Genomic DNA, 19,704 nt, shown 5'->3' on the forward strand with positions numbered 1-19,704 from the left:
ATGCGTGTGAAAACCTTGATGACCAAAGACCCGGTGGTCATACAGCTCCCCGCCACGAGGGAGTACGCCCTTGAGCTCTTCAGAAAACACAACGTAAGGGCGTTCCCTGTTGTAAACAAAGAAGGAAATCTTGTTGGGATAATAAGCATCAAACGTGTCCTCCTCCACCCTGACGAGGATCAGCTCGCCATGCTCATACGTAGAGAAGTCCCCGTTGTCAGGCCGGACGACGACCTGAAGAAGGCCGTCAGGAAGATGCTTGAGATGGAATACCGCCGCGTTGTCGTCGTGGACGATGAGGGAAAGGTCGTTGGCATACTCACCGTTGGCGATATTGTGAGGCGCTACTTGGCAAAGAACGAGAAGCTCAGGGACGTAACGATTGAGCCATACTACCAGAGGAACGTCGGTGTTGTGTGGCAGGGCACCCCACTGAAGGCCGCGCTCAAAGCGCTCCTCCTGTGCAACGCGATGGCAATCCCTGTCATAGACGACGACGGAAACCTTGTTGGCATGGTGGACGAAACCGATATCCTCAAGGACAGCGAGGTCATAAGGGTCATGAAGAGTACGGATCTGGCAGTCTCAAGCGAGGAAGACTGGATTCTTGAGAGCCACCCAACGCTCCTCTTTGAGAAGGCCGAGCTCCAGCTTCCCAAGAAGCCCGTCAGGGACATCATGAACACAGACCTTATCGTTGCAACGCCCCACATGAGCGTCTACGACGTTGCCCAGAAGATGGTGAAGTACCACATCGAGCAGCTGCCGGTGATAAAGGGTGAGGGGGACCTCGTCGGCATCGTAAGGGATATGGACATAATCAAGGTTATCCTCAACAAGTGATTTAAGGCCTTTCTCCCCCTTTCTTCTGGTGGTGGCATGCGGGAGGTCAAGGTTCAGCTTTTCGGCTTTGGTAACGTTGGGAGGGCCGTTGCCCGCGTTCTCCTCGAAAAGGAGCGCTTCTTCAGGGAAAAATACGGGGTGGAGTTCAGGGTCGTGAGCATAGCAGATACGACCGGGACAGTGTGGCTTCCTGAAGGTATAGACCTTAGGGAGGCCCTCCTCGTCAAGGAGACCTTTGGAAAGCTTTCCGCCTGGACGAACGACTACGAGGTCTACAGCTTTTCCCCTGCCGAGATCGTGAAAGAAGTTGAGGCGGACGTTGTGATAGATGTGACGAACGACAGGGGCGCCTACGAGTGGCACATGAAAGCACTCAACGAGGGTAAGGCGGTCGTTACGAGCAACAAGCCGCCGCTGGCATTCCACTACGCGGAGCTCATCGGCGAGGCCGAGAGAAAGGGCCTTCCCTATCTCTTTGAGGCGACAGTGATGGCCGGGACGCCGGTCATCGGGCTCCTCCGCGAGAACCTGCTCGGCGACTCGATGAAGCGGATTAAGGCAGTTCTGAACGCGACGACAACTTTCATACTCAGCAGAATGGAGCAGGGGATTGACTTCGATGGTGCCGTGAAGCAGGCCCAGGAGCTGGGAATAGCCGAGAGGGACCCGAGTGGAGACGTTCTTGGAATTGACGCGGGCTACAAGGCCACGATTCTTCACTGCGTGGCCTTCAAGCCGATTACCTTTGATGAGATTTCAGTGAAAGGTATTGCTGAGGTCACGGTTGATGAGGTTAAGAGGGCCCTCTCGAAGGGGAAGAGGATTCGGCTCGTCGCGACCGTGGAAGATGGGAACGTGAGGGTCGCCCCTGAGGAGGTATCTGGGCCATTGGCAGTTTCAAGCAACGAGAACGTTGCAGTGGTTGAGAGCGACCTCCTCGGCGAGCTCCTCATTAAAGGGGCCGGCGCCGGGCTGAAGGAGACCGCGAGCGGAGTTGTCAGCGATCTGGTGAAGGCGTCGCTGAGGCTTAGAGAGTAGGCCAAACCTTTTTATTCCCTCCTTCGAGGGTTCGCCAGGTGAAAGCATGGAGCACGTCATAGCGCTCCACCAGGTGTATGCGGAGCTCATATTCCGCGGACTTAAGACCGTTGAGGTTAGGAAGAGGAGGGCATTTGAGGAGGGCGACCTGGTTTTCCTCTATATAGCGAGGGGCAACCCATACGAGCTGAGGGACACGCTCAGGAGGCTTAACCTTCACGAGGAGCAGACGCTGACCCAGAGGGGGACGATAGCTGGCGGCTTTGAGGTCGGAGAGGTCATAAAGGCAGACCTTGAGACGCTGTGGGAGATGGCAAAGGACACCAGCGGGCTGACCCTCGTCCACGGCGAGAACGGGAAGAAGTGGCTGGGCAACTACATCAAGGACTACGGCTACGTATTCACGATAGAGAGGCCGTTCCTATTCAAGGAGCCGATGAGCAGGGAAGAGATGAAAGAACGGTACGGAATCCATGTAGAAGGCATAATCCACCTATCGAGAAAAACGAGAAAGCCGTGGGTTAGGGCCCTAATCGAAGACCTGCTGGCGAGGGAGTACTTTTACCCCTGAGCCTCTTTGTTTTCGTTGGTCTTCTCTGAGCTGGCTTCTTCTGACCCGTTTCCAGAGCCCTCAAGCTCTTCCGGGTTGATTATCTGGTACGGCCCAAGGCTGAGCTTCTTTATCTCTTCCTCGGTCAGCAGTCTGCTCTTGACCTTCTCGCCTATCAGCGCGCTGTTGCCGAGTGGGTCTGCTATCCTCACAGTCAGGGGCTTCCTCCCTTTCTTGACGTCTTCTATGTAGCTGAGTATCTCGTCGGCCTTCTTCACGGCCTCCTCGTCGCCCTCCTGCCTCCTGAACTCCCTGGCCATGAGGAGCGTCTCGCGGACGCGCTCAAGGACGCCCTCGACGTTGGTGATGAATCCCTCTGCCGCAGGCCCTGGCTCAATCTTGACGCCCATCTCCTCTAGCTCTATGGTTCCGCTCTTGCTCCTCACGACGCGGGTGAAGAGGTCCTTCTCCCCCTCGACCTTCACAGTGTAGAGCTTTGGCGGTCTGTCCTCAAGTATCATGACGTCGGCATTGCGGTAGCCGCACTTCTCGCAGATGATGGTGCTCTCCATGACCTTGCCGAAGTAAGGTATTTCGTGAATGTGCTGTATGGCCTTGAGCGTCCCTTTTCCACCGCAGATGGGACAGTCCCCGAGGCTTATGACCTGGACGTCGCCAACTTCAGGGTCAGCATTAACTCTCTCGCCATTCTTCTTAATCTCACTCATGAGCATCACCGAGAAAAGAACCTGTGTTGCCTTTATAAAGGCATGGTAGGTAGAAAAAGAAATCACTTGGCAATCTTTATGTCCTCGGGGAGTATAATGAGCTTAACCTCATCTTTGCATATCTTCGCGGCCTGCCCGCCGAAGGCGTTGACCATACCCTTAATCTGCTCGGCGACCTTTTCAAGGACGTCCGGCCGCTTGAAAAGGGGAGTCAGGTCAACTATGACTATGTTGCCCTCCTGAAGCTCGCTGGAAATCCTCTCGAGGTCTGAGTAGCTGGTCACCGATATCTTTTTCAGGTAGCGAATTTGAGGCTTGAGAAGCTCCTTAGCAAGAACATCCTCCTCAATCGGTACAACATCGATGTCATGCCTCGGAGCGGCGGCCTCCTTCTTAACGCTTGAGGGAGGCTTCATTTTAGGTTTGCTTTCCTTCTTTTTGAGGCTGTCAAACAGTCCCATAACGGTTCCCCCCGATTAATCGTAAAGCTGTTTAGTCTTATCCCTTATCCTTTATAGCTCTTTCCCAAACTCTTTGGGGCTTTCCTCACGGAGCTTGAACAGGCCAAAGAAAGACAGGGCAAATGCTACGATGCCTGAGAAGATTACGATGCCGTTTGAGACGTTCCACCCTTTCCTTCCCGAGAGGTACAGGCCCCACACAAACAGCGCCAGACCCCACAGCGCGGTTGTGAGGAGCAGGTCTTTCTTGCTGTCTTCCCTGGTGAGCAGGTAGACGGTTCTCACCGCGAAGCCTGCGAAAATCACTGCCGCAATGACCGTCATGAAGTCCATAGCCATCACCGAAAAAGAAATGAAAGCTCAGGCCCTTCCAACGGCCTCTAAGACTATCTTCCTTATCTCTTCCGCCTTCTTGAAGGCGGTCTCAACGGCGTACATGACTTCCTCGAGCTTGAAGCTTCCGCCCTCACCCTTCTGAACCGCGGAGATGTGCCCCGTCTCGTCGGTGGTTATGGTCAGCCTGCCGTCCATGACGCGCTCCTCGTCGAGGTTGGGGTCAACCACTATGGTGTTGCCTATCTTGGCGAAGGTGACCGGTATCGGAACGCTTCTGACTGGAAGAGGCTCGTACTCGTCGAGTACCTTCACCTCTCCGCTCTCCTCATCGTACTCAATCTTCGGAATCTTGGTGCTCAGCAGTGCCGCTATCGCTCCGATTCCGCTCGCGTCAAGGAGGTTTCCGTCGTGGTCGAGCACGTGGACGTCAATGAAGATTACCCTGACGAGCTTGCCCGGGACAATGACGAGCTTCTCAAGCTCGACGGCCCCGCTCTCTCTGATTCCTCTGTCCACGACACGGGCGAGTTCTATGGCGTTCTCGTCGGGCGGGCCGGGTTCAAAGGTCGGCGAGGCAAGGGGAACGAGCTCGACGTTGGTCGTCATGACGCCCTTGTCGGGCAAGTCCGGGAACGGCTCACCGAGATCGGCTTTTATGCCGACGAGAACCTGCGTGTTCCCGAGCCGGACCCAGGCGGAGCCCTCCGCCTTCTCAATCACGTTGACCTTTATCTCGAGGTCGCGGTAGTCCTCGAAGGAACGACCGTCGGTCCTCTTACCCTCTCTGAGGAGGTTTATGATGTGATCGCGCATTATGCTGGCCATTACTTCCATATCACTCATTTCCCGCCACCTCCTGGGCTATGCGGAGGTATTTTTCTTTGAGGGCTTCCCTCTGCTTCTGATAGACGGCCTTGGCACCCTTGATTGCGAGCTTTACCGCCTCCATGAACTCTTCCCTGGTCAGGTAGCCGTCCATCTGGAGGAGCGTTATGTCGTTCTTGAGGGGCATTATGGCGACCGGAACGTCGGCCTCACCGTAGTTGTCCTCGTCCTTGTTGAGGTCGAGGACTATCTCACCGTCAATCTTTCCCGCGGCACAAGCCGCTACCAGGTCCCTCATGGGTATTCCCGCATCTGCGAGGGCGAGGGAAGCGGCCGTGATGCCCGCCACACGGGTTCCGGCGTCGGCCTGGAGAACCTCTATAAATACGTCTATGGCGGTTCTGGGAAACATCTGAAGGATAAGGGCCGGCTCAAGCGCGCCCCTTATGACCTTGCTTATCTCGACGCTCCTCCTGTCCGGTCCGGGCTTCTTGCGCTCCTCAACGCTGAAGGGAGCCATGTTGTAGCGGACGCGCAGGATTGCCCTGTCCGGCCTCTGGAGGTGCTTGGGGTGTATCTCCCTCGGGCCGTAAACGGCCGCCATTATCTTGTTCTTGCCCCACTCGACGTAGGCCGAACCGTCAGCGTTCTTCAGGACGCCGACTTCCATTTTAATGGGCCTAAGCTCGTACTTCTTTCTGCCGTCAACCCTTCTACCGTTCTCGTCGATGAGCTTTAAACCCTCAGGCCTGCCCATCATCATTCTCACCTTCCTTCTCCCCAAGCTGGGGGATTTCGGCAATAACTCCCTGCTCCTTTAGCTCCCTGAGCCTTGAGAGCAGATACTCCTTGACCCTGTCGGTTAGGCCCTGGGTGTGGCTCTCGCGGTCCACCTTGAGGATGGCCTCTATCGCGAGCTTCTCAAGCTCGTCGTTCTTTCCGCTCACCCAGACCCATCCGTTCTGGCCGACTATAATCCTCGTTCCCGTCAGCGTCTTAATCATGTTGATCATTGAGCCGCCCTTACCGATGAGCCTCGGCACCTTTGAGGGCGTTATCGTGACGAGCTGTCCGCCTCTGAGCGGGCCTCCCTTGAAGGGCATCCCTTTCGTCGTCAGGTCAATCTGGTTTATCTCGTTGAACGCCTTGACCTTGGCGTAGATTATGTCTCCTATGTCGTATATCTTCCTCAGGTCCGTCTTGAGCAGGTCTATGCGCTCCTCGACTGCGTCCTGGACGCGGAGGTTTGCCTGGTACGGTGCGCCGATGTCCACTGTCCAGTTCGAGAACTTGACGTCCACTATCTTTCCGAGGACGTTGTCTCCAACCTCGGGGATGTAGGGCCCTTCAAGCGGTATGACCCTTATGAGGTCGCCCCTTATCTCCACAAGGCCTATCACTGTCGAGTAAATCCTGTTGCCTTCTCTAAAGGTTCCTCTTCCGTTCTTAAACGGCCCCTGGGCGAGCAGGGTCCCAGGGACGACGAGTTCCCTTGGTTTTACAAAAATCCGCCTCATAGTCCCTTCCTCTCTACAAGTTTAGTAAGGGCGGTGCCCTTTGTGAGGGCGTTGAGCTTCTCATAAAACTCTTCCTCTACTCCTCCGGGTATCTCGATGAGGAACATCCAGGAGCCGTCGCTGGCCCACTCTTCCCTCTTTATGTTGCCGAACCTTCTGACCTCACCGTAGGCCTTTCCGACGTAGTCGCTTGGTATCTTCACCGCTATGACCTTGACTTCAAGCTTTATCGGGAGCAAAGGCCTAATCGCCTTGATGACCTTTGGAACCTGTTCTTCCGCGTCCTTGAAGATATCAACGTGGACTCCAGCCTCTTCCATTGCCCTCAAAATCCTGTCAACGGGGTGAGGATAGCCCGTCCTCGGGTCAACAGCGTGCCTGTGGATTACCGTCGCTATGTAGCGCTTCTTCTCCTCAAGCATCTGTCTCCTCTGCTCCGCTGTGAGCTGGACGTCGCCCTTTCGGAGGATTATCTTCGCAACCTCATAGGGGTCGCTGGTTCCAAATATTTTCTCCATTTCGTGTTCGCTCGCCTTGTCGCCCTTGTGGGCGTCCTTAAAAACATAGGGAGTGGCGAGGATCTCCTCTATGGGGACGTCCTTGCCCTCCTTGAAGTCCCTCGCCAGGTACGGGTCAACGAGTATCTCGAAGGTCTCGCCGTGGGTCTTGAGACGGGCGATGACTGCCTTGTCAACGCTTATCGGCATCGCCCGTCACCTCAGTAGTTCTGGTCGAGCTCGGAGTAGTCCTCGGACTTCTCCTCGACTTCTTCCTCTTTAATCTCCTCAAGAACCTCGGAGAGGAACTTCTCAAGCTCCTCCCTCGGGAGCTTCTTCCAGCGCTTGTCCTCGGTGGTTATGTAAGCTACTTCTATCGAATCGGCGGTTGGCTCCTCGAGGGTCTTTGCCAGGGCGAGTATGGCGAGCTTTATCGCCCCGTCCCTGTCGAGGTTGTCGTCGTAGTGCTCCTCGAAGATGGCCATCGCCACGTTCCTTCCGCTTCCTATCGCGACTGCCTTCCACTCGAAGTAGGCACCGCTGGGGTCGGTCTCGTAGAGCTCGGGCTTGTCGTTTATGCCCGCCATGAGCAGGGCGGCACCAAAGGGCCTCACACCGCCGTACTGGGTGTGGGCCTGCTTGAGGTCGCATATTTTCTTCACCAGAACGGTGAGCGGGACGGGTTCGCCGTAGGTGAGCCTGTAAACCTGGGCCTCCAGCCTGGCCCTGTCCACCAGAACGCGGGCGTCGGCTATTATACCGCTCGGGGCGGCGGCTATGTGGTCGTCAATCTGGAAAATCTTCTCATAACTTCTCGGCTCGATAAGCTTGCTGGTAATCCTCTTCTCAACGGCCAGGACAACGCCGTCCTTCCATTTTACTCCTACGGCCGTTGCACCTCTTTTTACAGCCTCCCTCGCATAGTTCACCTGGAACAGCCTTCCGTCCGGGCTGAAAACGGTTATCGCCCGGTCGTAACCGGCCTGTGGTGGTACAAACGCCATCTTACATCACCTCTCTTTCTCACTTCCTTTTGGATAGTTGCCGGGTTTTCTATTAAGCTTTTCTATCTCCCTTGAGGGCTATAACCGCCATCTTCCTTGCGGTTCTCTTTGCGATTTCTAGGGGTATGAAGGCCACTGCAAAAACAGCGAGCCCAACGTAGAGGGACGCCTGGCCAATGGGCTTGAATATCAGGAGTGCGAAGCCAAGCAGGAGCATGATCAGTCCGACTGAAAGGAACTTTTTGTAGATTTTCCCCATCTCTTCAAGTTCTCCCATACCACCACCGGGAGATTTTTTAGGCGGGGGGATTTTAAGCCTTTGGTGTTTGCTATGGAGTGCCCATTCTGCAGACCTCCAAAAGAACAACTACTCTACGAGGACGGGCTCATCAGAATCCTCATTGATTCGTATCCCGCAAGCAGGGGTCACCTCCTCGTCGTTCCTAGGAGGCACGTGGAGAGCTGGGGAGAGCTGAGCCGGGAAGAAAAATCGGCCTTAATCCGGGGGATGGAGCTGGCGATGGAAAAGCTGACTGAAGTCCTTAAGCCTGATGGCTTCAACGTGGGAATGAACCTCGGAAGAGCGGCCGGTCAGACCGTCCCGCACCTCCACCTGCACGTGATTCCCCGCTATACCGGAGACTGCGCCCGCCCAAGGGGCGGCGTCAGGAAGGCAGTCCTCGACGTGGAGGACGAAAACCTCAGTGCAGAAAGCCGGTGGGAGAAGAACAGAATGGGCGAAAAAGAAATCGAAGCGCTGGGGAAGGCCTTCAAGTCCTGAGCGGGTACTTTTTCCCGTTCTTCTCGATTTTTTCTTCAACGGCCCTGTCAAGGTCTATGCCCAGCTCGTGGGCGAGGAGCGTGAGGTAGATGATGACGTCGGCTATCTCGTCGGCTATGGCCTCCTTCTTGGCCGGGTCTTTAATCGACTCCAGTATTTCCTCGTCGCTCTCCCACTGGAAGTGCTCAAGCAGTTCCCCCATCTCCACGGCGGCGGATATGGCCAGGTTCTTCGGCGTGTGGTATTTCATCCAGCCCCTCGCGTCGCGGAAGGCAACGAGCTTTTCCTCAAGCTCCCGGAAGTGCATGGTACCACCTCAGTAGGCGTGGGCATCGGCTTTCCTCAGGAGCTCCAGGAGCTTCAGAAACTTCTCAAGCTCCTCCCTGGGGAAGTGGTTCTCAACGTCGTCTTCAGGGTCAAGCCCCGCCAGAAACTCCCGGACCTTCAAAAGGTCATCGAGGTCTTCCTGGAGCTCAATGGCCCTTTGAGTAAATTCGTAGCTCGTGTAGGGGCTCTCAAGGGCCCTCTGCTGGTTGGAAACTATGGCTATCTTCACTTCTGCTATTGTCTCGTCCAGAATATCCAAAAGCTCGCGGACTTTCATTATTACCACGCCCTTATTATGTGCGAATACGTATTTAAAGTTCTCGAAAAGTTTTTATGTTACAGTTGCTAAGGCAGTATGCGGTGGTCTCAATGGACTTTGCCCTCTTTATGGAGAGGTACGGGTACAAGATACTCTTCGCGATATTTGGGGGCATTGTTCTGCTGATATTCGGGGTTGTTCTGCTCTCCGTGTACTCGTTCCTGAAGCTCTACGGGCTCCTGCTCGGGGGGCTGCTCCTCATCAGCATAGCGGTGTACGCGTTCTTTGCCAAGCGCAGATACCTCAACGCTTACGGAGAAGCCCTCGGGAAATACTTCTACGACCCGAAATACGGAAAGAAACCTTGAGAGTTTTATGAAAATTCTTTGACTTTTTCAGCTTTCTTCCGAGCCACAAGTTTTATACCGACAAAACGATGCTTTTCTGGTGGTGGTATGGAAGCGGCTAAGGCTTACCCTTCTGACTCGGCTGGAGTGAAGACCGAAAAGCGCGAGAAGAAGCTTCTCATGGGAAACGAAGCGATAGCATACGGCGCCCTTGAGAGCGGTGTCGTTTTTGCCACCGGTTACCCCGGAACGCCTTCGACCGAGGTTGTAGAGACCATAGCAAGGCTCAAGCCAGAAGTTTTTGCCGAGTGGGCCCCCAACGAGAAGGTCGCCCTTGAGGAAGCGGCCGGAGTTGCCTACGCCGGCCTCAGGGCGCTCGTCACGATGAAGTGTGTCGGCCTCAACGTCGCCGCCGACCCCCTCATGAGCCTTGCCTATTCTGGCGTTGAAGGCGGCCTTGTAATCCTCGTGGCGGACGACCCAGGGCCGCACACCAGCCAGACCGAGCAGGACGACCGCTACTACGGCAAGCTCTCGCTTTTGCCCGTTCTTGAGCCAGCCGACCCGCAGGAGGCCCACGACCTCATCAAGTATGCCTACGAGCTGAGCGAGAAGTACAAAGTCCCTGTCATATTCAGGACGACCACGAGGGTGAACCACACGACGAGCGACGTTGAGGTCGGTGAGTTCGTCGAGCTCGACAGGGAGCCCGTCTTCAAGAAGGACATTGAGAGGTATGTGCGCGCGAGCATGGAGGGCAACAGGAAGCGCCACAGGTGGCTGAACGAGACGCTGAGAAAGATTGAGGAGGAGTTCAACACGATGCCCTTCAACTGGATTGAAGGCAAAGATGACGCTAAAATCGGTATAATCGTCGAGGGTGCGCCCTACAACTACGTGCGCGAGGTCGTTCCTAAGCTAAACGCTGAGTTCAAGATTCTCAAGCTCTCCACGCCGCACCCGCTCCCGAAGAAGCTGGTCACTGACTTCCTCAAGACCGTTGACTACGCGATTGTGGTCGAGGACGGCGCGCCGTTCCTTGAGGAGGAGGTCAAGATAGCCGCCTATGAGGCGGGCCTCAACGTCCCGATCTACGGCAAGAGGACCGGACATCTCCCGCTTGAAGGCGAGCTTACCCCAAGCCTCGTGAGGAACGCCCTTCTGAAGCTCCTCGGCGAGGAGGGAGAGACCTACGAGAAGCCGGAAGAAGTGAAGTTCGCCGAGAGCCTCGCACCGAAGAGACCACCCGTGATGTGCCCCGGCTGTCCGCACAGGGGAAGCTATAGGGCCGCTTTGGACGCCCTCCGCGACCTCAAGCTCGGCCGTTACAAAATCCCGATACATGGCGACATAGGTTGCTACGCCCTCTCGCTCCTCCCGCCGCTTGAAGCCATCTGGACTGAGTACGTGATGGGCGCCAGTATAAGCCTCGCCAACGGCCAGAGCGTCGTGATGAACAAGAAGATAATAGCCACCATAGGAGACTCCACGTTCTTTCACAACGGAATCCAGCCGCTGATTGATGCAGTCTACAAGAATCTGAACGTCCTGGTTATGATACTCGACAACAGGACGACGGCGATGACAGGCCACCAGCCCCACCCCGGAACCGGCGGAAGCGAGACTGGCAGGAAGTTCAATGAGATTGACATCGAGGCGCTCGTCAAGGCGCTCGGAGTGAAGTACGTGAAGACCGTTGACCCATACGACCTCAAGGCTACGAGGGAGGCAATAAAGGAGGCAATGGGGGTTGAGGGGCCGGCCGTCATAATAGCGAGGCGCGAGTGTGTCATACCCGTCATAAGGCGTGGTGAGATAGGTGAAATCCCCGTAGTCATCGAAGACAAGTGCACCGGCTGTAAGGCCTGCATACTCCTGACCGGCTGTCCGGCGCTCGTTTACGACCCGGAGACGAAGAAGGTCAGGATAGACGGCCTCATATGCACCGGCTGCGGCCTCTGCAACCAGCTCTGCCCCTTCGAGGCCATAAAGTTCCCGAGCGAGCTTAAGTAAAGACTATTCATGAATGCTATATGTTGCCTGGTATATTATTTTCCATTTATATTAGTACGCTAGTGGAAAATTTTTTAAGTAGTATATTATACAAACGACAGGGTGATATTATGTCGAAATATGGTCTATGGTATTATATGCCATATGGTGGGAATTACCAAACGTTCCCAACCAATAAAACGGGCGCTCTTTGTGAGCTTGGGTTCGATTACCTGATAGCATTGCATACAAGTGGGAAGAACAATAGGTACGGCAACATGCCATACGGCACAACTTTTACTGAGGGATTAAAGAATGGAGGTAACTTTGGGAAGTGGCTTGAAGAACACGTCGGGACAAAAATATCTGAAAGATTAAGAGCCGATGGGTACGCCCCCATACCATACATCGCAGAGATTCCTGTAAAACATAAAGAGATTCCCCCATTGGATTATCTCCTCGGATGGATTGAAGGAGTGTATCTCAATACAAGCGGGCTGTTAAGGGGTTTCTATTGGTATTACGAGTATCCCTGGCAGGTTTCAAATGGCATCACCCCAATGAATTATGTTAAGGAGATTTCAGACCAAGTAAAAACATGGGGCCTCCAACTTATATGGATTCCATATCTCCACATCTCAGAAAACAGTGAAGATTTCCAAAAACTTATGAGCATGTATGAAAACAAGATAAAGTGCATACACTACATAGTTGATCACACTGACATCCCCAAACTCTCCAAGCACTTCACCAAAATTTTCATTCAACCAAATTATTATCAGAAAAAGACTATACTGAGAGACGATAATGGCAAGGTTAGTCTTCGAGTTTGGTTTGAAGGCGTCATCGAGTACCTCAGGGAGTACCACAAGATGAATAATATCTACATGGAACTGGAATGTGACGGAGCAGTAAAGGGAAGCTCGGAAAGCCTCAAAAAGGCTTGTGAATATACCAAGTACGCCAATAAACTTCAAGATAGAGCATATTACTTTGATGTCAATGTAAGTAATTTATACGTGCTCAGGGATAAATGTCCAGGGTACGTATAGAGGTGCCTACCATGGCAAAAAGGAACAACGTCTTTGGTTTTCTTATCATTTTCATTGTGCTCCTCGAATATACCCTGCCAACCCCGGATGTCGTCGCCTCAAAGGATTGTGGCCCCCCGGACGTCCTGTTCATAAAGTCAGCTGCAGTGGTGGGGGAAGACGATGCCTTCGTCATCGTAGGCGTTGCCGGTTACATACCACCTCTCCCAATGAATCTGACTTTAACCAGGGAGTTCGTACTCAGCTACTACATGAACGCCACCGAGATGCTGGAAAACTACACCTCCAGAGGGCTGGAAAAACTGAAAAGTCCCTACTCCTACGACCCAGACTACGGAGCGTACGAGAGTCTGTTTGAGAACACGTATCTGTTTTACATCAACGTGAGTGGCGTTTATCTCGTGTATCCTCACCGGTTTGCGTATCCCTTTTCGTATCCGTTCATCCAGTACTCCGAGGGAGATAGAATCATCTATGAGGGCGAGGATCTGTGGTATCTGGGGCTACCAGCCCCTATTCCGAGCATACAATGGGATGAAGGCACTGCATATCCCTACCAATACAGCTTTTATATCCTAAACCGGTCGTGTATAGAACCGGCTAACAAGCTCGCCCTTCACCCCTTAAACCCATACATAGGGGAGCCCATGGAATCTGCCATGTTAAATGGAAGTGTTTATAACTTTAACACGGGATTTGCATGGGTGAGCGTCAGCGTTCAGAACCCGTCCTGGGTAGCATTCTCGTGGAACGTTTCAGAAGCAATTATCCAAGGTGGGCTTGGATATTCGCCAGGGGAAGTTGAATTTGTCACGGCGCCTGTTGAATACTGCTATCCCGATCTCGAAAAGGGTGCGAGCTTCTGCCGTCCCGTCGTCCCCAACCTGACCGTAGCATACCTGGGAAACCTGCAGATCTGGGCAATTCCAGAAAAGAGCGGAGACACATGCAGTTTCCACTACTACGTGACCACAGTGGTTCAGAGGGAAAATGGCACTTATGCCGCCCAATTTCTGTACAACACCACAGATACCCGTGATATACCTCCGTACAGCATTTTGCTTCTCAACATGACCGGCTGGACACGCCATGAACCGGAACTCATCTACACCGGCAATGTCAGAGATTACCGAGTCATTAAGCTCCTCAGATACACCTACAACCCCGAGGCATGGGACAAACTGAACGTTAAACCTGCAGAGAACTTCACAGTATTCTCACCCGTTGAATGTGGAAAATCAACCATCAACGCCACACGGGGGAGCAACACAACATGCATCTCCTATAACTCCGGGAAGAACTCTCAAACCGCCCCTGCGGTGATGTACGCTTCCATCGGATTCCTGGCAGGGTTTATAGGAGCAACAATTTGGAGAAGAAGGTGACGGTTTATTCGCTCAGCACTTTCGCTAATCGGCGTTTCAAAGAGGTAGCTGTACATGACGTTCGCGTCAATATAGATCACTGAACTCAGCCTCCAGCTCGTATGCCTTAAGCTCCCCAAACTCCGCCTTTCCCAAAATCCTCCTAAGTTTTCTGAAGTCGCCCTTTGGTCGTTTTTTCTCCTTTACAAGCTCTTTGCGAGGCAGTTCAAGCTCCAAGAGCCTCTTCAGTTCTTCGGGGTCAGTGTTTTGGGGACATTCACCCTGATAGTAATGACTGGCATATGACCACCCAATAAACATTGGAGGGGGAAGTTAAAGCCCTTACTCCTTCCACACCTCTAAAACCATGAACCTCCTAACGAGCGGGTTCGGGTAGAGCTCCCAGCCAATACCTTCCGTCCCCGCTTCAATTTCCCCGTAGAGACCGCCCTCGCGCGGGTCTAAGCTTTCTCCGTAGATTTTTCCGGGGTGAATTTCCACCTTCATGTAGCGGGGGAGACCGACGATGGCCCTGCCGTGCTCCCTCGCGTAGTCAATCGCCCACTTGGCCGTGTATAGTCCTGCGTAAATCTCCGCTATCCTGACCGGGACGCTGGACTTGCCGATGGCGATTATTTCTATCCCGGTTTCCTCCCAGAACTTCTTGGCGAGGGGTTGCAGGTCTTTGGCAAGGTCCTTCCAGACTTCCTTTCCCCTGTCCGTTATTGTCAAAGCATCAATGGTGGGCTCATCGAGCTTTCTGACTTCCACCCCTCCTATGGTGGAGTCGAGGTGGACGACGTCGGGCTTGACTTCCCTCGCGAACTCCACTGCAAGGAAGGCCTCGTCCCTTATCGCCTGTCTGCCGCTCATGTCGTAATCGAAGGGGTTGGCGTACCTCACCCTGCTGAGTGTCGCCGTCCTGTAGGGCTTCTCGACGAGCACCACCGCAGTTGCTATCAGGCCAATAGGCTCATACTCCTCCGTTAAGAGTGCTCCGCCAGTGTCAGCCGCAACAATCCTCATGGTGATCACCGGTAACGACCAATTACCAATATACGACCCCGCTTTAACTCTCTTGGTGTGGGCCAATGGACGACACGATTTATGAAGCTTTGGGGAAGTACGTGGACAGCCTCTCAAACTCCCTGTACCTCGGGACGGCGCGGGGCAGGGTCTATCTCGACGGCAGACCCATAACCCCCGACGGTGTGAAGCTCTCCCTGTTCTTCTCTGGAAAATCAATAGAGGTAAGCTCCCTCTGGGGGAAGCGGGAGCACGGGGCGCTCTACCTGAGGGGCTCTCCAGAGGTGAGCTTCCATTCTGGCCGTGTTGAGCTGCTTTTCCTGACGAGAAAGGGCAGGGTTCTCGTCCGGCTCAGGGCAGGGAAGGGCTTTGCCAGGGTTCTAGCAAACACGGCCTCCCTCTGCGTTGGCGGTATTGGCTCGCTCTGGGTCAGAGGCTGAGTCTCGTCACCGCTCGGAACTCGGCAAACTCATCATCCCCTTCAGTTTCTCCAGCTCCTCCCTTAAAGACCTTGCCGTCTCCTCATTTCCCGTCAGCGATGAATACTTTTTCACCGCTTCTTCAAGCTCCGGGTACTTTCCAAGGAAGCCCACCAGCCTCTCGGCCGGGACGAGCATCCCCGTCTCCCTGTAGACTATCAGGACGCCGAGGGCCTTCAGGGCGTCGAGGAAGGCCTCAAAGGCCTCGTCGTACCTGCTCTCGCCCATCAGCCTCTCGCCCCTCTCAATGTAGGAGTTGAACCTTTCGATGAGTGCCTCCTCCATGTTCCCACCGACGGGTTTTTATAGGACGTTTTAATAAACGTTCTGAAATGAGGGCAGAGGAACTGGTCTGGGGCGCGGTCGTGGCAGTTATTCTGTACGTTGCGTGGAGGGTAGTCCACCCTCTTGTGACGCCCCTGTTCTTCGGGTTCGTTCTTGCCTACGCCTCCTACCCGCTTCAGCGGAGGCTCTCGCCGAGGCTCGGAAATAAGCGCTCCGCCCTCCTGATAAGTCTCTCGGTTCTTCTCGTTGGGGGATTTCTGACGCTTTATCTCCTCCTTGTATCAGTCCAAGTCGCCATGTCCTTCTATGACAGCGTTGTAGGGGCTTTCAACTGGCTCCTTACCCTTCCGCTCCCGGAGGACGTTCTCCAGTTCCTCCAGAACTTCCAGGGCCAGGTCGTTCCGAAAATAGCGGACTACCTCTCCGAGCAGGCGTTCTCCCTGCCCTCCTACCTGCTCCAGCTCCTCGTGTTCTTCTTCACCTACTACTACGCCCTTGCCTACGGGGAGGAAATCCGGGCCCAGATATACGCCCTCCTGCCCGAGAAGAACCGCGAGCTCGGTGAGGAAATTCTGACGAGCGTGAACAAAACGCTCTCAGCGCTCATCAGGGCATGGCTTCTCCTCAACGTGGCCAAGGGAATCCTGATGACAATCGGCTTCATAATCTTTCGCGTCTCAGACCTCTACACCGCCATAGTCGCCGGCTTCTTGACATTTGCCTTCTCATTTGTCCCGCTCTTTGAGGGCTGGATGATTTGGCTGGCCGGAGCGATATATTTTGCAATCAACGGGGCTTACTTCCACGCCGTTGGCATAGCGCTCTACGGCTTCTTCCTCGTCTCCCCGATGCCGGACTACACGATAAGGCCGATGATGGTCGCGAGGGACACGGAGCTCGACGAGACCCTCGTGTTCGTAGGAATGCTTGGGGGCACGTGGGCAATGGGTCTGAAGGGTCTCATAATCGGCCCGATAGTCCTCAACGTCCTCCTTGTCCTCCTGAAAGAATGGAAAAGGTTCACAGAATCTTCACGCCGGCCTTCTCAAGCTCCTCAAGGGCCTTCTTCTCGTCCTTTGGGTTAATTCCCTTGACCGCGTCGCTCAAAAGGTAGACTTCAAAGCCGTGCTTCACCGCGTCGAGGGCGGTGGCCTTAACGCAGTACTCAGTCGCAACACCGCAGATGTAGACGCGCTTGACGCCCTTCTCCTTCAGAATCTCGGCGAGATTCGTTCCCTCGAAGCCGGAGTAGGCTTCCTTGTCCGGCTCGGTGGCCTTGGAGATTATCACCGCGTCCTCGGGTAGCTCGACGACGAACTCAGCTCCCTCCGTCCCCTGAACGCAGTGCTTCGGCCACGGCCCGCCCTGTTCCTTGAAGCTGATGTGGTTTTCCGGGTGCCAGTCGCGCGTCGCCACGATGAGCGCTCCCTTTTCCCTGAACTTCCGTATGTACTCGTTGACCTTCGGGATTATCTTGTCTCCCTCGGGAACGGGCAGGGCTCCCCCTGGCATAAAGTCCCTCTGCATGTCAACAACGATTAGTGCCTCCTCGGACATGGGCATCCCCCATATTGAGAACCGTGAAAGGTGTTAATAAGTTTAGAGTTCAGACGTCAAGCCTGTCCTTGAACTTTGACATGTCGACGCCCTTCTCAAGGCCGAAGAGGTAAGCCAAAATCCGTTCATCAAGGTCTCCGTAGCGCTCGCGGAGTGCCTTTATTCCCTCCATTACCTCCATCTCGCTCCAGCCTAGGGAGCGGGCTATGTGGACGACCATCTCTCCCAGAAGGTCTTCGGGCTTTTCCGTTTTTTCGAGGGCCTCGATTTTCACGTGTAGCTTCCCCTCGCGCTCCTCGAGCAGGCCCTCCTCCAGCCACTCCTCTATGAGTTCCTTCGCCTCACTAACCGAGAAGCGCCTCAGCCTGAAGGTGAGTATCCCGACCAGCTCGCTCCTCGTGAACTCGGTTGAGCCCTTGACCTGGACTGCTTCCTCCAGCGGGTGCATGGCCATCAATCTTTTTATGTCACGGGGATAGATAAACTTTTGGTGTTGGAAATGGAGCAGAGGACTCACAGGCGCACCTCGGAGAGGCTCGTCGGAAAGCCGGTAAAGATAGAGCCCGGAAAAGCCGAAGTTGAGCTTCTGACAACGGAGGAGATGGCCGTTGACGAGTACGGCCTCGTCCACGGCGGCTTCACGTTCGGGCTGGCCGACTACGCGGCGATGCTCGCGGTAAACGAGCCCACAGTTGTGCTCGGAAAGGCCGAAGTGAAGTTCCTCAAGCCCGTGAGGGCAGGCGAAAAGCTTGTGGCCAGGGCCAAAATAATGGAGGAATCTGAAGGGGGTGTGGGGGACGGGACGTCCCCCCGGAGGAAGAAGCTCGTTAAAGCCGAGGTCTTCAACGAGAGGAACGAGAAGGTCTTTGAGGGGACTTTCCACTGCTACGTCCTCGAAAAGCACGTGCTCGAGTGAACTAAAAATTTTTAAACTCAAATATCAAAGTTCGATATCGGTGTTCGATATGAAGTACCGCGACTTCCTGACCCTTCATGTCCTCCACCATGCTAGGGAGGGCATTACCGGTAGCTTCATGATGAAGGAATTGGGAAGACACGGTTACAAACTTAGTCCCGGCACGATTTACCCCCTCTTGCACGAGCTGGAGAAAAAGGGGCTTCTGGAGAGCAGGGAAGAAATCAGGAACGGGAGAAGGGTTAAGGTCTACACGATAACCGACGCGGGCTTAACTGCTCTGGAAGAAGGGAAAGAAAAGTTAAGGGAGCTCTGCGAGGAACTTCTGGGGGAGTAAATATGGAGAAGGAGCGGAAGGTTTTCGGAATCAGCTGGAACGTCTTTCTCCTTGGCCTCGTCAGCTTCCTCAACGACATGAGCAGTGAAATGATAGCGCCAATCGTTCCCGCTTATCTGACCGAGGTTCTCAAGGTCGGGAAGCTCGCGGGCGGTTCTATAATGGGCCTCATCGAGAGCGCGAGCTCGCTCTTCAAGGTCGTCTTCGGCTACTTCAGCGACCGCTTCAGGAAGAGGAAGGTCTTCGTCTTCACGGGTTATGCGCTCTCTACGGTCGCCAAGGGCGCTCTCGCATTCACACAGGGCTGGCTTGACTTCCTCGCGCTGAGGCTCCTCGACAGGACGGGAAAGGGGATAAGAACCGCCCCCCGCGACGCGCTCATCGCGGAGTCCAGCAACGGGAAGACAGGCAAATCCTTCGGCTTTCACAGGATGATGGACACACTCGGAGCAGTCGCCGGCCCTCTCATTGCCGTCCTTCTGCTCGGCCTTCTCTCATATCTGCCCAAGGAGGTGCTCTACCGCAGGATTTTCTTGATTTCGGCCGTTCCCGGGATTATCTCACTTATCATAATCGCCCTCTTCGTGAAGGACAGGGGCGGTGAGGTAAAAAAGAAAATAGCGGGTGTTTCATCACTGAGGAGCCGTTCCCTCCAGCTCTTTCTCGCTGTTGTTGCCTTAGGAACCCTCGGCAGGTACAGCTACGCCTTCACCCTCTGGAAGGCCGAGGAGCTCGGCTACACGGTTCTGCAGGGTTCGGCGTTTTACGCCCTCTTCAACCTCATCTACGCCCTCTCCGCGTACCCGATAGGCGTTTACTCTGACAGGGTCAGCAAGAAGGCGCTAATCGGCGCTGGCTTCCTGCTGTCTGCCCTTGCAAGCATATGTTTCGCCTTTGCCCAGAGCTTGCCCCTCCTCGTCGTCGCTTTCATTCTCTATGGCCTCCACATGGCGGTGATGGACACAGTGCCCAGGGCTTACATGGCGGAGCTGGCGGGGGAGGGTGAGAAGGGGACTGTCATAGGCGCTTACCACACCGTTGTCGGCGTCTTTGCCTTTCCAGCGTCCCTTATAGCCGGCTACCTCTGGAACACCTACTCCCTAACGTACAGCTTCCTCTTCGCTTCCGCTATGGCCTTCCTTGCCTTCATTCTTCTCCAGTTTGATTGACATTCTGTCAATTT

At 54.5% G+C, this 19,704-nt stretch carries 29 protein-coding genes; 13 read left to right on the forward strand and 16 right to left on the reverse strand.

What is annotated here, in order from left to right:
* The 3 genes from TEU_RS04690 to TEU_RS04700 are packed head-to-tail and all read left to right on the forward strand — an operon-like array spanning nucleotide 1 to nucleotide 2,452.
* On the forward strand, nucleotides 1-843 hold the full coding sequence (locus TEU_RS04690) for a CBS domain-containing protein (RefSeq protein ID WP_050002679.1): 843 nt from the start codon (nucleotides 1-3) through the stop codon (nucleotides 841-843).
* A 36-nt stretch (nucleotides 844-879) separates the two neighbouring features.
* Complete coding sequence (locus TEU_RS04695) at nucleotides 880-1,881, forward strand: homoserine dehydrogenase (protein ID WP_050002680.1); 1,002 nt, start codon at nucleotides 880-882, stop codon at nucleotides 1,879-1,881.
* A 46-nt stretch (nucleotides 1,882-1,927) separates the two neighbouring features.
* Nucleotides 1,928-2,452, forward strand: coding sequence for an ASCH domain-containing protein (locus TEU_RS04700; RefSeq protein WP_050002681.1), 525 nt, complete (start codon nucleotides 1,928-1,930; stop codon nucleotides 2,450-2,452).
* Here TEU_RS04700 and TEU_RS04705 read toward each other — a convergent pair.
* The 9 genes from TEU_RS04705 to TEU_RS04745 form a co-directional block, all read right to left on the reverse strand.
* Nucleotides 2,443-3,159 carry a ZPR1 zinc finger domain-containing protein gene (locus TEU_RS04705; RefSeq protein ID WP_050002682.1) on the reverse strand — a complete coding sequence of 239 codons (717 nt, stop codon included), beginning with the start codon at nucleotides 3,157-3,159 and terminating at the stop codon, nucleotides 2,443-2,445. The genes TEU_RS04700 and TEU_RS04705 overlap by 10 nt on opposite strands.
* 62 nt (nucleotides 3,160-3,221) lie before the next feature.
* Nucleotides 3,222-3,620, reverse strand: coding sequence for a cell division protein SepF (locus TEU_RS04710; RefSeq protein WP_050002683.1), 399 nt, complete (start codon nucleotides 3,618-3,620; stop codon nucleotides 3,222-3,224).
* Nucleotides 3,621-3,671: 51 nt separating this feature from the next.
* A complete protein-coding gene (locus tag TEU_RS04715; protein WP_050002684.1) occupies nucleotides 3,672-3,953 on the reverse strand; it encodes a hypothetical protein in 282 nt (93 codons plus the stop codon).
* Between the two features lie 27 nt (nucleotides 3,954-3,980).
* The gene (gene rrp42, locus TEU_RS04720; RefSeq protein WP_050002685.1) at nucleotides 3,981-4,799 is read right to left on the reverse strand and encodes an exosome complex protein Rrp42; all 819 of its coding nucleotides are present in this window, start codon (nucleotides 4,797-4,799) and stop codon (nucleotides 3,981-3,983) included.
* Nucleotides 4,792-5,541, reverse strand: coding sequence for an exosome complex exonuclease Rrp41 (gene rrp41 / locus TEU_RS04725; protein WP_050002686.1), 750 nt, complete (start codon nucleotides 5,539-5,541; stop codon nucleotides 4,792-4,794). The genes rrp42 and rrp41 overlap by 8 nt, the downstream gene beginning before the upstream one ends.
* The gene (gene rrp4, locus TEU_RS04730) at nucleotides 5,525-6,298 is read right to left on the reverse strand and encodes an exosome complex RNA-binding protein Rrp4 (RefSeq protein ID WP_050002687.1); all 774 of its coding nucleotides are present in this window, start codon (nucleotides 6,296-6,298) and stop codon (nucleotides 5,525-5,527) included. Before rrp4 ends, rrp41 begins: the two co-directional genes overlap by 17 nt.
* Nucleotides 6,295-7,005 (reverse strand): ribosome assembly factor SBDS, encoded by a 711-nt coding sequence (locus TEU_RS04735; RefSeq protein ID WP_050002688.1) that lies wholly within the window; start codon nucleotides 7,003-7,005, stop codon nucleotides 6,295-6,297. The genes rrp4 and TEU_RS04735 overlap by 4 nt, the downstream gene beginning before the upstream one ends.
* Before the next feature lie 11 nt (nucleotides 7,006-7,016).
* The gene (gene psmA, locus TEU_RS04740) at nucleotides 7,017-7,799 is read right to left on the reverse strand and encodes an archaeal proteasome endopeptidase complex subunit alpha (RefSeq protein ID WP_050002689.1); all 783 of its coding nucleotides are present in this window, start codon (nucleotides 7,797-7,799) and stop codon (nucleotides 7,017-7,019) included.
* 52 nt (nucleotides 7,800-7,851) lie between these two features.
* The gene (locus tag TEU_RS04745) at nucleotides 7,852-8,076 is read right to left on the reverse strand and encodes a hypothetical protein (protein ID WP_050002690.1); all 225 of its coding nucleotides are present in this window, start codon (nucleotides 8,074-8,076) and stop codon (nucleotides 7,852-7,854) included.
* Nucleotides 8,077-8,130: 54 nt separating this feature from the next.
* On the opposite strand from TEU_RS04745, the gene TEU_RS04750 reads away from it, so the two are divergent.
* Nucleotides 8,131-8,580 (forward strand): HIT family protein, encoded by a 450-nt coding sequence (locus TEU_RS04750; protein ID WP_050002691.1) that lies wholly within the window; start codon nucleotides 8,131-8,133, stop codon nucleotides 8,578-8,580.
* Here the strand turns inward: TEU_RS04750 and TEU_RS04755 are convergent.
* Both TEU_RS04755 and TEU_RS04760 read right to left on the reverse strand, forming a co-directional pair.
* Nucleotides 8,570-8,887: a nucleotide pyrophosphohydrolase gene (locus TEU_RS04755; RefSeq protein ID WP_050002692.1), complete on the reverse strand. Its 318-nt coding sequence runs from the start codon at nucleotides 8,885-8,887 to the stop codon at nucleotides 8,570-8,572. The genes TEU_RS04750 and TEU_RS04755 overlap by 11 nt on opposite strands.
* 9 nt (nucleotides 8,888-8,896) lie before the next feature.
* A complete protein-coding gene (locus tag TEU_RS04760; RefSeq protein WP_050002693.1) occupies nucleotides 8,897-9,184 on the reverse strand; it encodes a hypothetical protein in 288 nt (95 codons plus the stop codon).
* 92 nt (nucleotides 9,185-9,276) lie between these two features.
* Here TEU_RS04760 and TEU_RS04765 point away from each other — a divergent pair, with 92 nt between their 5' ends.
* From TEU_RS04765 to TEU_RS04780, 4 genes are all read left to right on the forward strand, one after another.
* Nucleotides 9,277-9,534, forward strand: a complete 258-nt coding sequence (locus TEU_RS04765; protein ID WP_050002694.1) for a hypothetical protein — start codon at nucleotides 9,277-9,279, stop codon at nucleotides 9,532-9,534.
* An 87-nt stretch (nucleotides 9,535-9,621) separates the two neighbouring features.
* Nucleotides 9,622-11,526: an indolepyruvate ferredoxin oxidoreductase subunit alpha gene (iorA, locus tag TEU_RS04770; RefSeq protein ID WP_050002695.1), complete on the forward strand. Its 1,905-nt coding sequence runs from the start codon at nucleotides 9,622-9,624 to the stop codon at nucleotides 11,524-11,526.
* Nucleotides 11,527-11,636: 110 nt separating this feature from the next.
* Nucleotides 11,637-12,557: a DUF4855 domain-containing protein gene (locus tag TEU_RS04775; protein ID WP_050002696.1), complete on the forward strand. Its 921-nt coding sequence runs from the start codon at nucleotides 11,637-11,639 to the stop codon at nucleotides 12,555-12,557.
* Between the two features lie 11 nt (nucleotides 12,558-12,568).
* Nucleotides 12,569-13,942, forward strand: coding sequence for a hypothetical protein (locus tag TEU_RS04780; protein ID WP_050002697.1), 1,374 nt, complete (start codon nucleotides 12,569-12,571; stop codon nucleotides 13,940-13,942).
* A 66-nt stretch (nucleotides 13,943-14,008) separates the two neighbouring features.
* On the opposite strand, the gene TEU_RS04785 is transcribed toward TEU_RS04780, so the two are convergent.
* On the reverse strand, nucleotides 14,009-14,242 hold the full coding sequence (locus TEU_RS04785; RefSeq protein WP_050002698.1) for a hypothetical protein: 234 nt from the start codon (nucleotides 14,240-14,242) through the stop codon (nucleotides 14,009-14,011).
* Nucleotides 14,243-14,263: 21 nt separating this feature from the next.
* The gene (locus TEU_RS04790) at nucleotides 14,264-14,947 is read right to left on the reverse strand and encodes a DUF4152 family protein (RefSeq protein ID WP_050002699.1); all 684 of its coding nucleotides are present in this window, start codon (nucleotides 14,945-14,947) and stop codon (nucleotides 14,264-14,266) included.
* Nucleotides 14,948-15,012: 65 nt separating this feature from the next.
* On the opposite strand from TEU_RS04790, the gene TEU_RS04795 reads away from it, so the two are divergent.
* Nucleotides 15,013-15,387, forward strand: coding sequence for a hypothetical protein (locus tag TEU_RS04795; RefSeq protein ID WP_050002700.1), 375 nt, complete (start codon nucleotides 15,013-15,015; stop codon nucleotides 15,385-15,387).
* A 6-nt stretch (nucleotides 15,388-15,393) separates the two neighbouring features.
* Here TEU_RS04795 and TEU_RS04800 read toward each other — a convergent pair whose 3' ends face one another.
* The gene (locus TEU_RS04800; protein ID WP_050002701.1) at nucleotides 15,394-15,711 is read right to left on the reverse strand and encodes a hypothetical protein; all 318 of its coding nucleotides are present in this window, start codon (nucleotides 15,709-15,711) and stop codon (nucleotides 15,394-15,396) included.
* Between the two features lie 47 nt (nucleotides 15,712-15,758).
* Here TEU_RS04800 and TEU_RS04805 point away from each other — a divergent pair, with 47 nt between their 5' ends.
* Complete coding sequence (locus TEU_RS04805) at nucleotides 15,759-16,796, forward strand: AI-2E family transporter (protein WP_050002702.1); 1,038 nt, start codon at nucleotides 15,759-15,761, stop codon at nucleotides 16,794-16,796.
* Here TEU_RS04805 and TEU_RS04810 read toward each other — a convergent pair.
* Both TEU_RS04810 and TEU_RS04815 read right to left on the reverse strand, forming a co-directional pair.
* A complete protein-coding gene (locus TEU_RS04810) occupies nucleotides 16,732-17,268 on the reverse strand; it encodes a nicotinamidase (protein ID WP_050002703.1) in 537 nt (178 codons plus the stop codon). The two genes, TEU_RS04805 and TEU_RS04810, sit on opposite strands and share 65 nt — an antisense overlap.
* Nucleotides 17,269-17,317: 49 nt before the next feature.
* Nucleotides 17,318-17,716, reverse strand: a complete 399-nt coding sequence (locus tag TEU_RS04815; RefSeq protein WP_050002704.1) for a DUF2240 family protein — start codon at nucleotides 17,714-17,716, stop codon at nucleotides 17,318-17,320.
* Nucleotides 17,717-17,767: 51 nt separating this feature from the next.
* Here TEU_RS04815 and TEU_RS04820 point away from each other — a divergent pair, with 51 nt between their 5' ends.
* The 3 genes from TEU_RS04820 to TEU_RS04830 are packed head-to-tail and all read left to right on the forward strand — an operon-like array spanning nucleotide 17,768 to nucleotide 19,690.
* Entirely contained in the window at nucleotides 17,768-18,184 is a 417-nt protein-coding gene (locus tag TEU_RS04820; RefSeq protein ID WP_050002705.1) for a PaaI family thioesterase, read from the forward strand.
* 49 nt (nucleotides 18,185-18,233) lie between these two features.
* Nucleotides 18,234-18,521 (forward strand): PadR family transcriptional regulator, encoded by a 288-nt coding sequence (locus TEU_RS04825; RefSeq protein WP_050002706.1) that lies wholly within the window; start codon nucleotides 18,234-18,236, stop codon nucleotides 18,519-18,521.
* A gap of 2 nt (nucleotides 18,522-18,523) precedes the next feature.
* Nucleotides 18,524-19,690, forward strand: a complete 1,167-nt coding sequence (locus tag TEU_RS04830) for an MFS transporter (protein WP_050002707.1) — start codon at nucleotides 18,524-18,526, stop codon at nucleotides 19,688-19,690.
* Nucleotides 19,691-19,704 lie beyond the last annotated feature (14 nt).

This window comes from Thermococcus eurythermalis (assembly GCF_000769655.1).
In the GTDB taxonomy this organism is placed as follows: Archaea; Methanobacteriota_B; Thermococci; order Thermococcales; family Thermococcaceae; genus Thermococcus; species Thermococcus eurythermalis.

What these genes read in the sequence shown, in the direction of transcription:
- TEU_RS04690 (WP_050002679.1), top strand. Translation starts at nt 1, where the DNA reads ATGCGTGTGAAAACCTTGATGACCAAAGACCCGGTGGTCATACAGCTC.
- TEU_RS04695 (WP_050002680.1), top strand. Translation starts at nt 880, where the DNA reads ATGCGGGAGGTCAAGGTTCAGCTTTTCGGCTTTGGTAACGTTGGGAGG.
- TEU_RS04700 (WP_050002681.1), top strand. Translation starts at nt 1,928, where the DNA reads ATGGAGCACGTCATAGCGCTCCACCAGGTGTATGCGGAGCTCATATTC.
- TEU_RS04705 (WP_050002682.1), bottom strand. Translation starts at nt 3,159, where the DNA reads ATGAGTGAGATTAAGAAGAATGGCGAGAGAGTTAATGCTGACCCTGAA.
- TEU_RS04710 (WP_050002683.1), bottom strand. Translation starts at nt 3,620, where the DNA reads ATGGGACTGTTTGACAGCCTCAAAAAGAAGGAAAGCAAACCTAAAATG.
- TEU_RS04715 (WP_050002684.1), bottom strand. Translation starts at nt 3,953, where the DNA reads ATGGACTTCATGACGGTCATTGCGGCAGTGATTTTCGCAGGCTTCGCG.
- rrp42 (WP_050002685.1), bottom strand. Translation starts at nt 4,799, where the DNA reads ATGAGTGATATGGAAGTAATGGCCAGCATAATGCGCGATCACATCATA.
- rrp41 (WP_050002686.1), bottom strand. Translation starts at nt 5,541, where the DNA reads ATGATGGGCAGGCCTGAGGGTTTAAAGCTCATCGACGAGAACGGTAGA.
- rrp4 (WP_050002687.1), bottom strand. Translation starts at nt 6,298, where the DNA reads ATGAGGCGGATTTTTGTAAAACCAAGGGAACTCGTCGTCCCTGGGACC.
- TEU_RS04735 (WP_050002688.1), bottom strand. Translation starts at nt 7,005, where the DNA reads ATGCCGATAAGCGTTGACAAGGCAGTCATCGCCCGTCTCAAGACCCAC.
- psmA (WP_050002689.1), bottom strand. Translation starts at nt 7,799, where the DNA reads ATGGCGTTTGTACCACCACAGGCCGGTTACGACCGGGCGATAACCGTT.
- TEU_RS04745 (WP_050002690.1), bottom strand. Translation starts at nt 8,076, where the DNA reads ATGGGAGAACTTGAAGAGATGGGGAAAATCTACAAAAAGTTCCTTTCA.
- TEU_RS04750 (WP_050002691.1), top strand. Translation starts at nt 8,131, where the DNA reads ATGGAGTGCCCATTCTGCAGACCTCCAAAAGAACAACTACTCTACGAG.
- TEU_RS04755 (WP_050002692.1), bottom strand. Translation starts at nt 8,887, where the DNA reads ATGCACTTCCGGGAGCTTGAGGAAAAGCTCGTTGCCTTCCGCGACGCG.
- TEU_RS04760 (WP_050002693.1), bottom strand. Translation starts at nt 9,184, where the DNA reads ATGAAAGTCCGCGAGCTTTTGGATATTCTGGACGAGACAATAGCAGAA.
- TEU_RS04765 (WP_050002694.1), top strand. Translation starts at nt 9,277, where the DNA reads ATGGACTTTGCCCTCTTTATGGAGAGGTACGGGTACAAGATACTCTTC.
- iorA (WP_050002695.1), top strand. Translation starts at nt 9,622, where the DNA reads ATGGAAGCGGCTAAGGCTTACCCTTCTGACTCGGCTGGAGTGAAGACC.
- TEU_RS04775 (WP_050002696.1), top strand. Translation starts at nt 11,637, where the DNA reads ATGTCGAAATATGGTCTATGGTATTATATGCCATATGGTGGGAATTAC.
- TEU_RS04780 (WP_050002697.1), top strand. Translation starts at nt 12,569, where the DNA reads ATGGCAAAAAGGAACAACGTCTTTGGTTTTCTTATCATTTTCATTGTG.
- TEU_RS04785 (WP_050002698.1), bottom strand. Translation starts at nt 14,242, where the DNA reads ATGTTTATTGGGTGGTCATATGCCAGTCATTACTATCAGGGTGAATGT.
- TEU_RS04790 (WP_050002699.1), bottom strand. Translation starts at nt 14,947, where the DNA reads ATGAGGATTGTTGCGGCTGACACTGGCGGAGCACTCTTAACGGAGGAG.
- TEU_RS04795 (WP_050002700.1), top strand. Translation starts at nt 15,013, where the DNA reads ATGGACGACACGATTTATGAAGCTTTGGGGAAGTACGTGGACAGCCTC.
- TEU_RS04800 (WP_050002701.1), bottom strand. Translation starts at nt 15,711, where the DNA reads ATGGAGGAGGCACTCATCGAAAGGTTCAACTCCTACATTGAGAGGGGC.
- TEU_RS04805 (WP_050002702.1), top strand. Translation starts at nt 15,759, where the DNA reads ATGAGGGCAGAGGAACTGGTCTGGGGCGCGGTCGTGGCAGTTATTCTG.
- TEU_RS04810 (WP_050002703.1), bottom strand. Translation starts at nt 17,268, where the DNA reads ATGTCCGAGGAGGCACTAATCGTTGTTGACATGCAGAGGGACTTTATG.
- TEU_RS04815 (WP_050002704.1), bottom strand. Translation starts at nt 17,716, where the DNA reads ATGCACCCGCTGGAGGAAGCAGTCCAGGTCAAGGGCTCAACCGAGTTC.
- TEU_RS04820 (WP_050002705.1), top strand. Translation starts at nt 17,768, where the DNA reads ATGGAGCAGAGGACTCACAGGCGCACCTCGGAGAGGCTCGTCGGAAAG.
- TEU_RS04825 (WP_050002706.1), top strand. Translation starts at nt 18,234, where the DNA reads ATGAAGTACCGCGACTTCCTGACCCTTCATGTCCTCCACCATGCTAGG.
- TEU_RS04830 (WP_050002707.1), top strand. Translation starts at nt 18,524, where the DNA reads ATGGAGAAGGAGCGGAAGGTTTTCGGAATCAGCTGGAACGTCTTTCTC.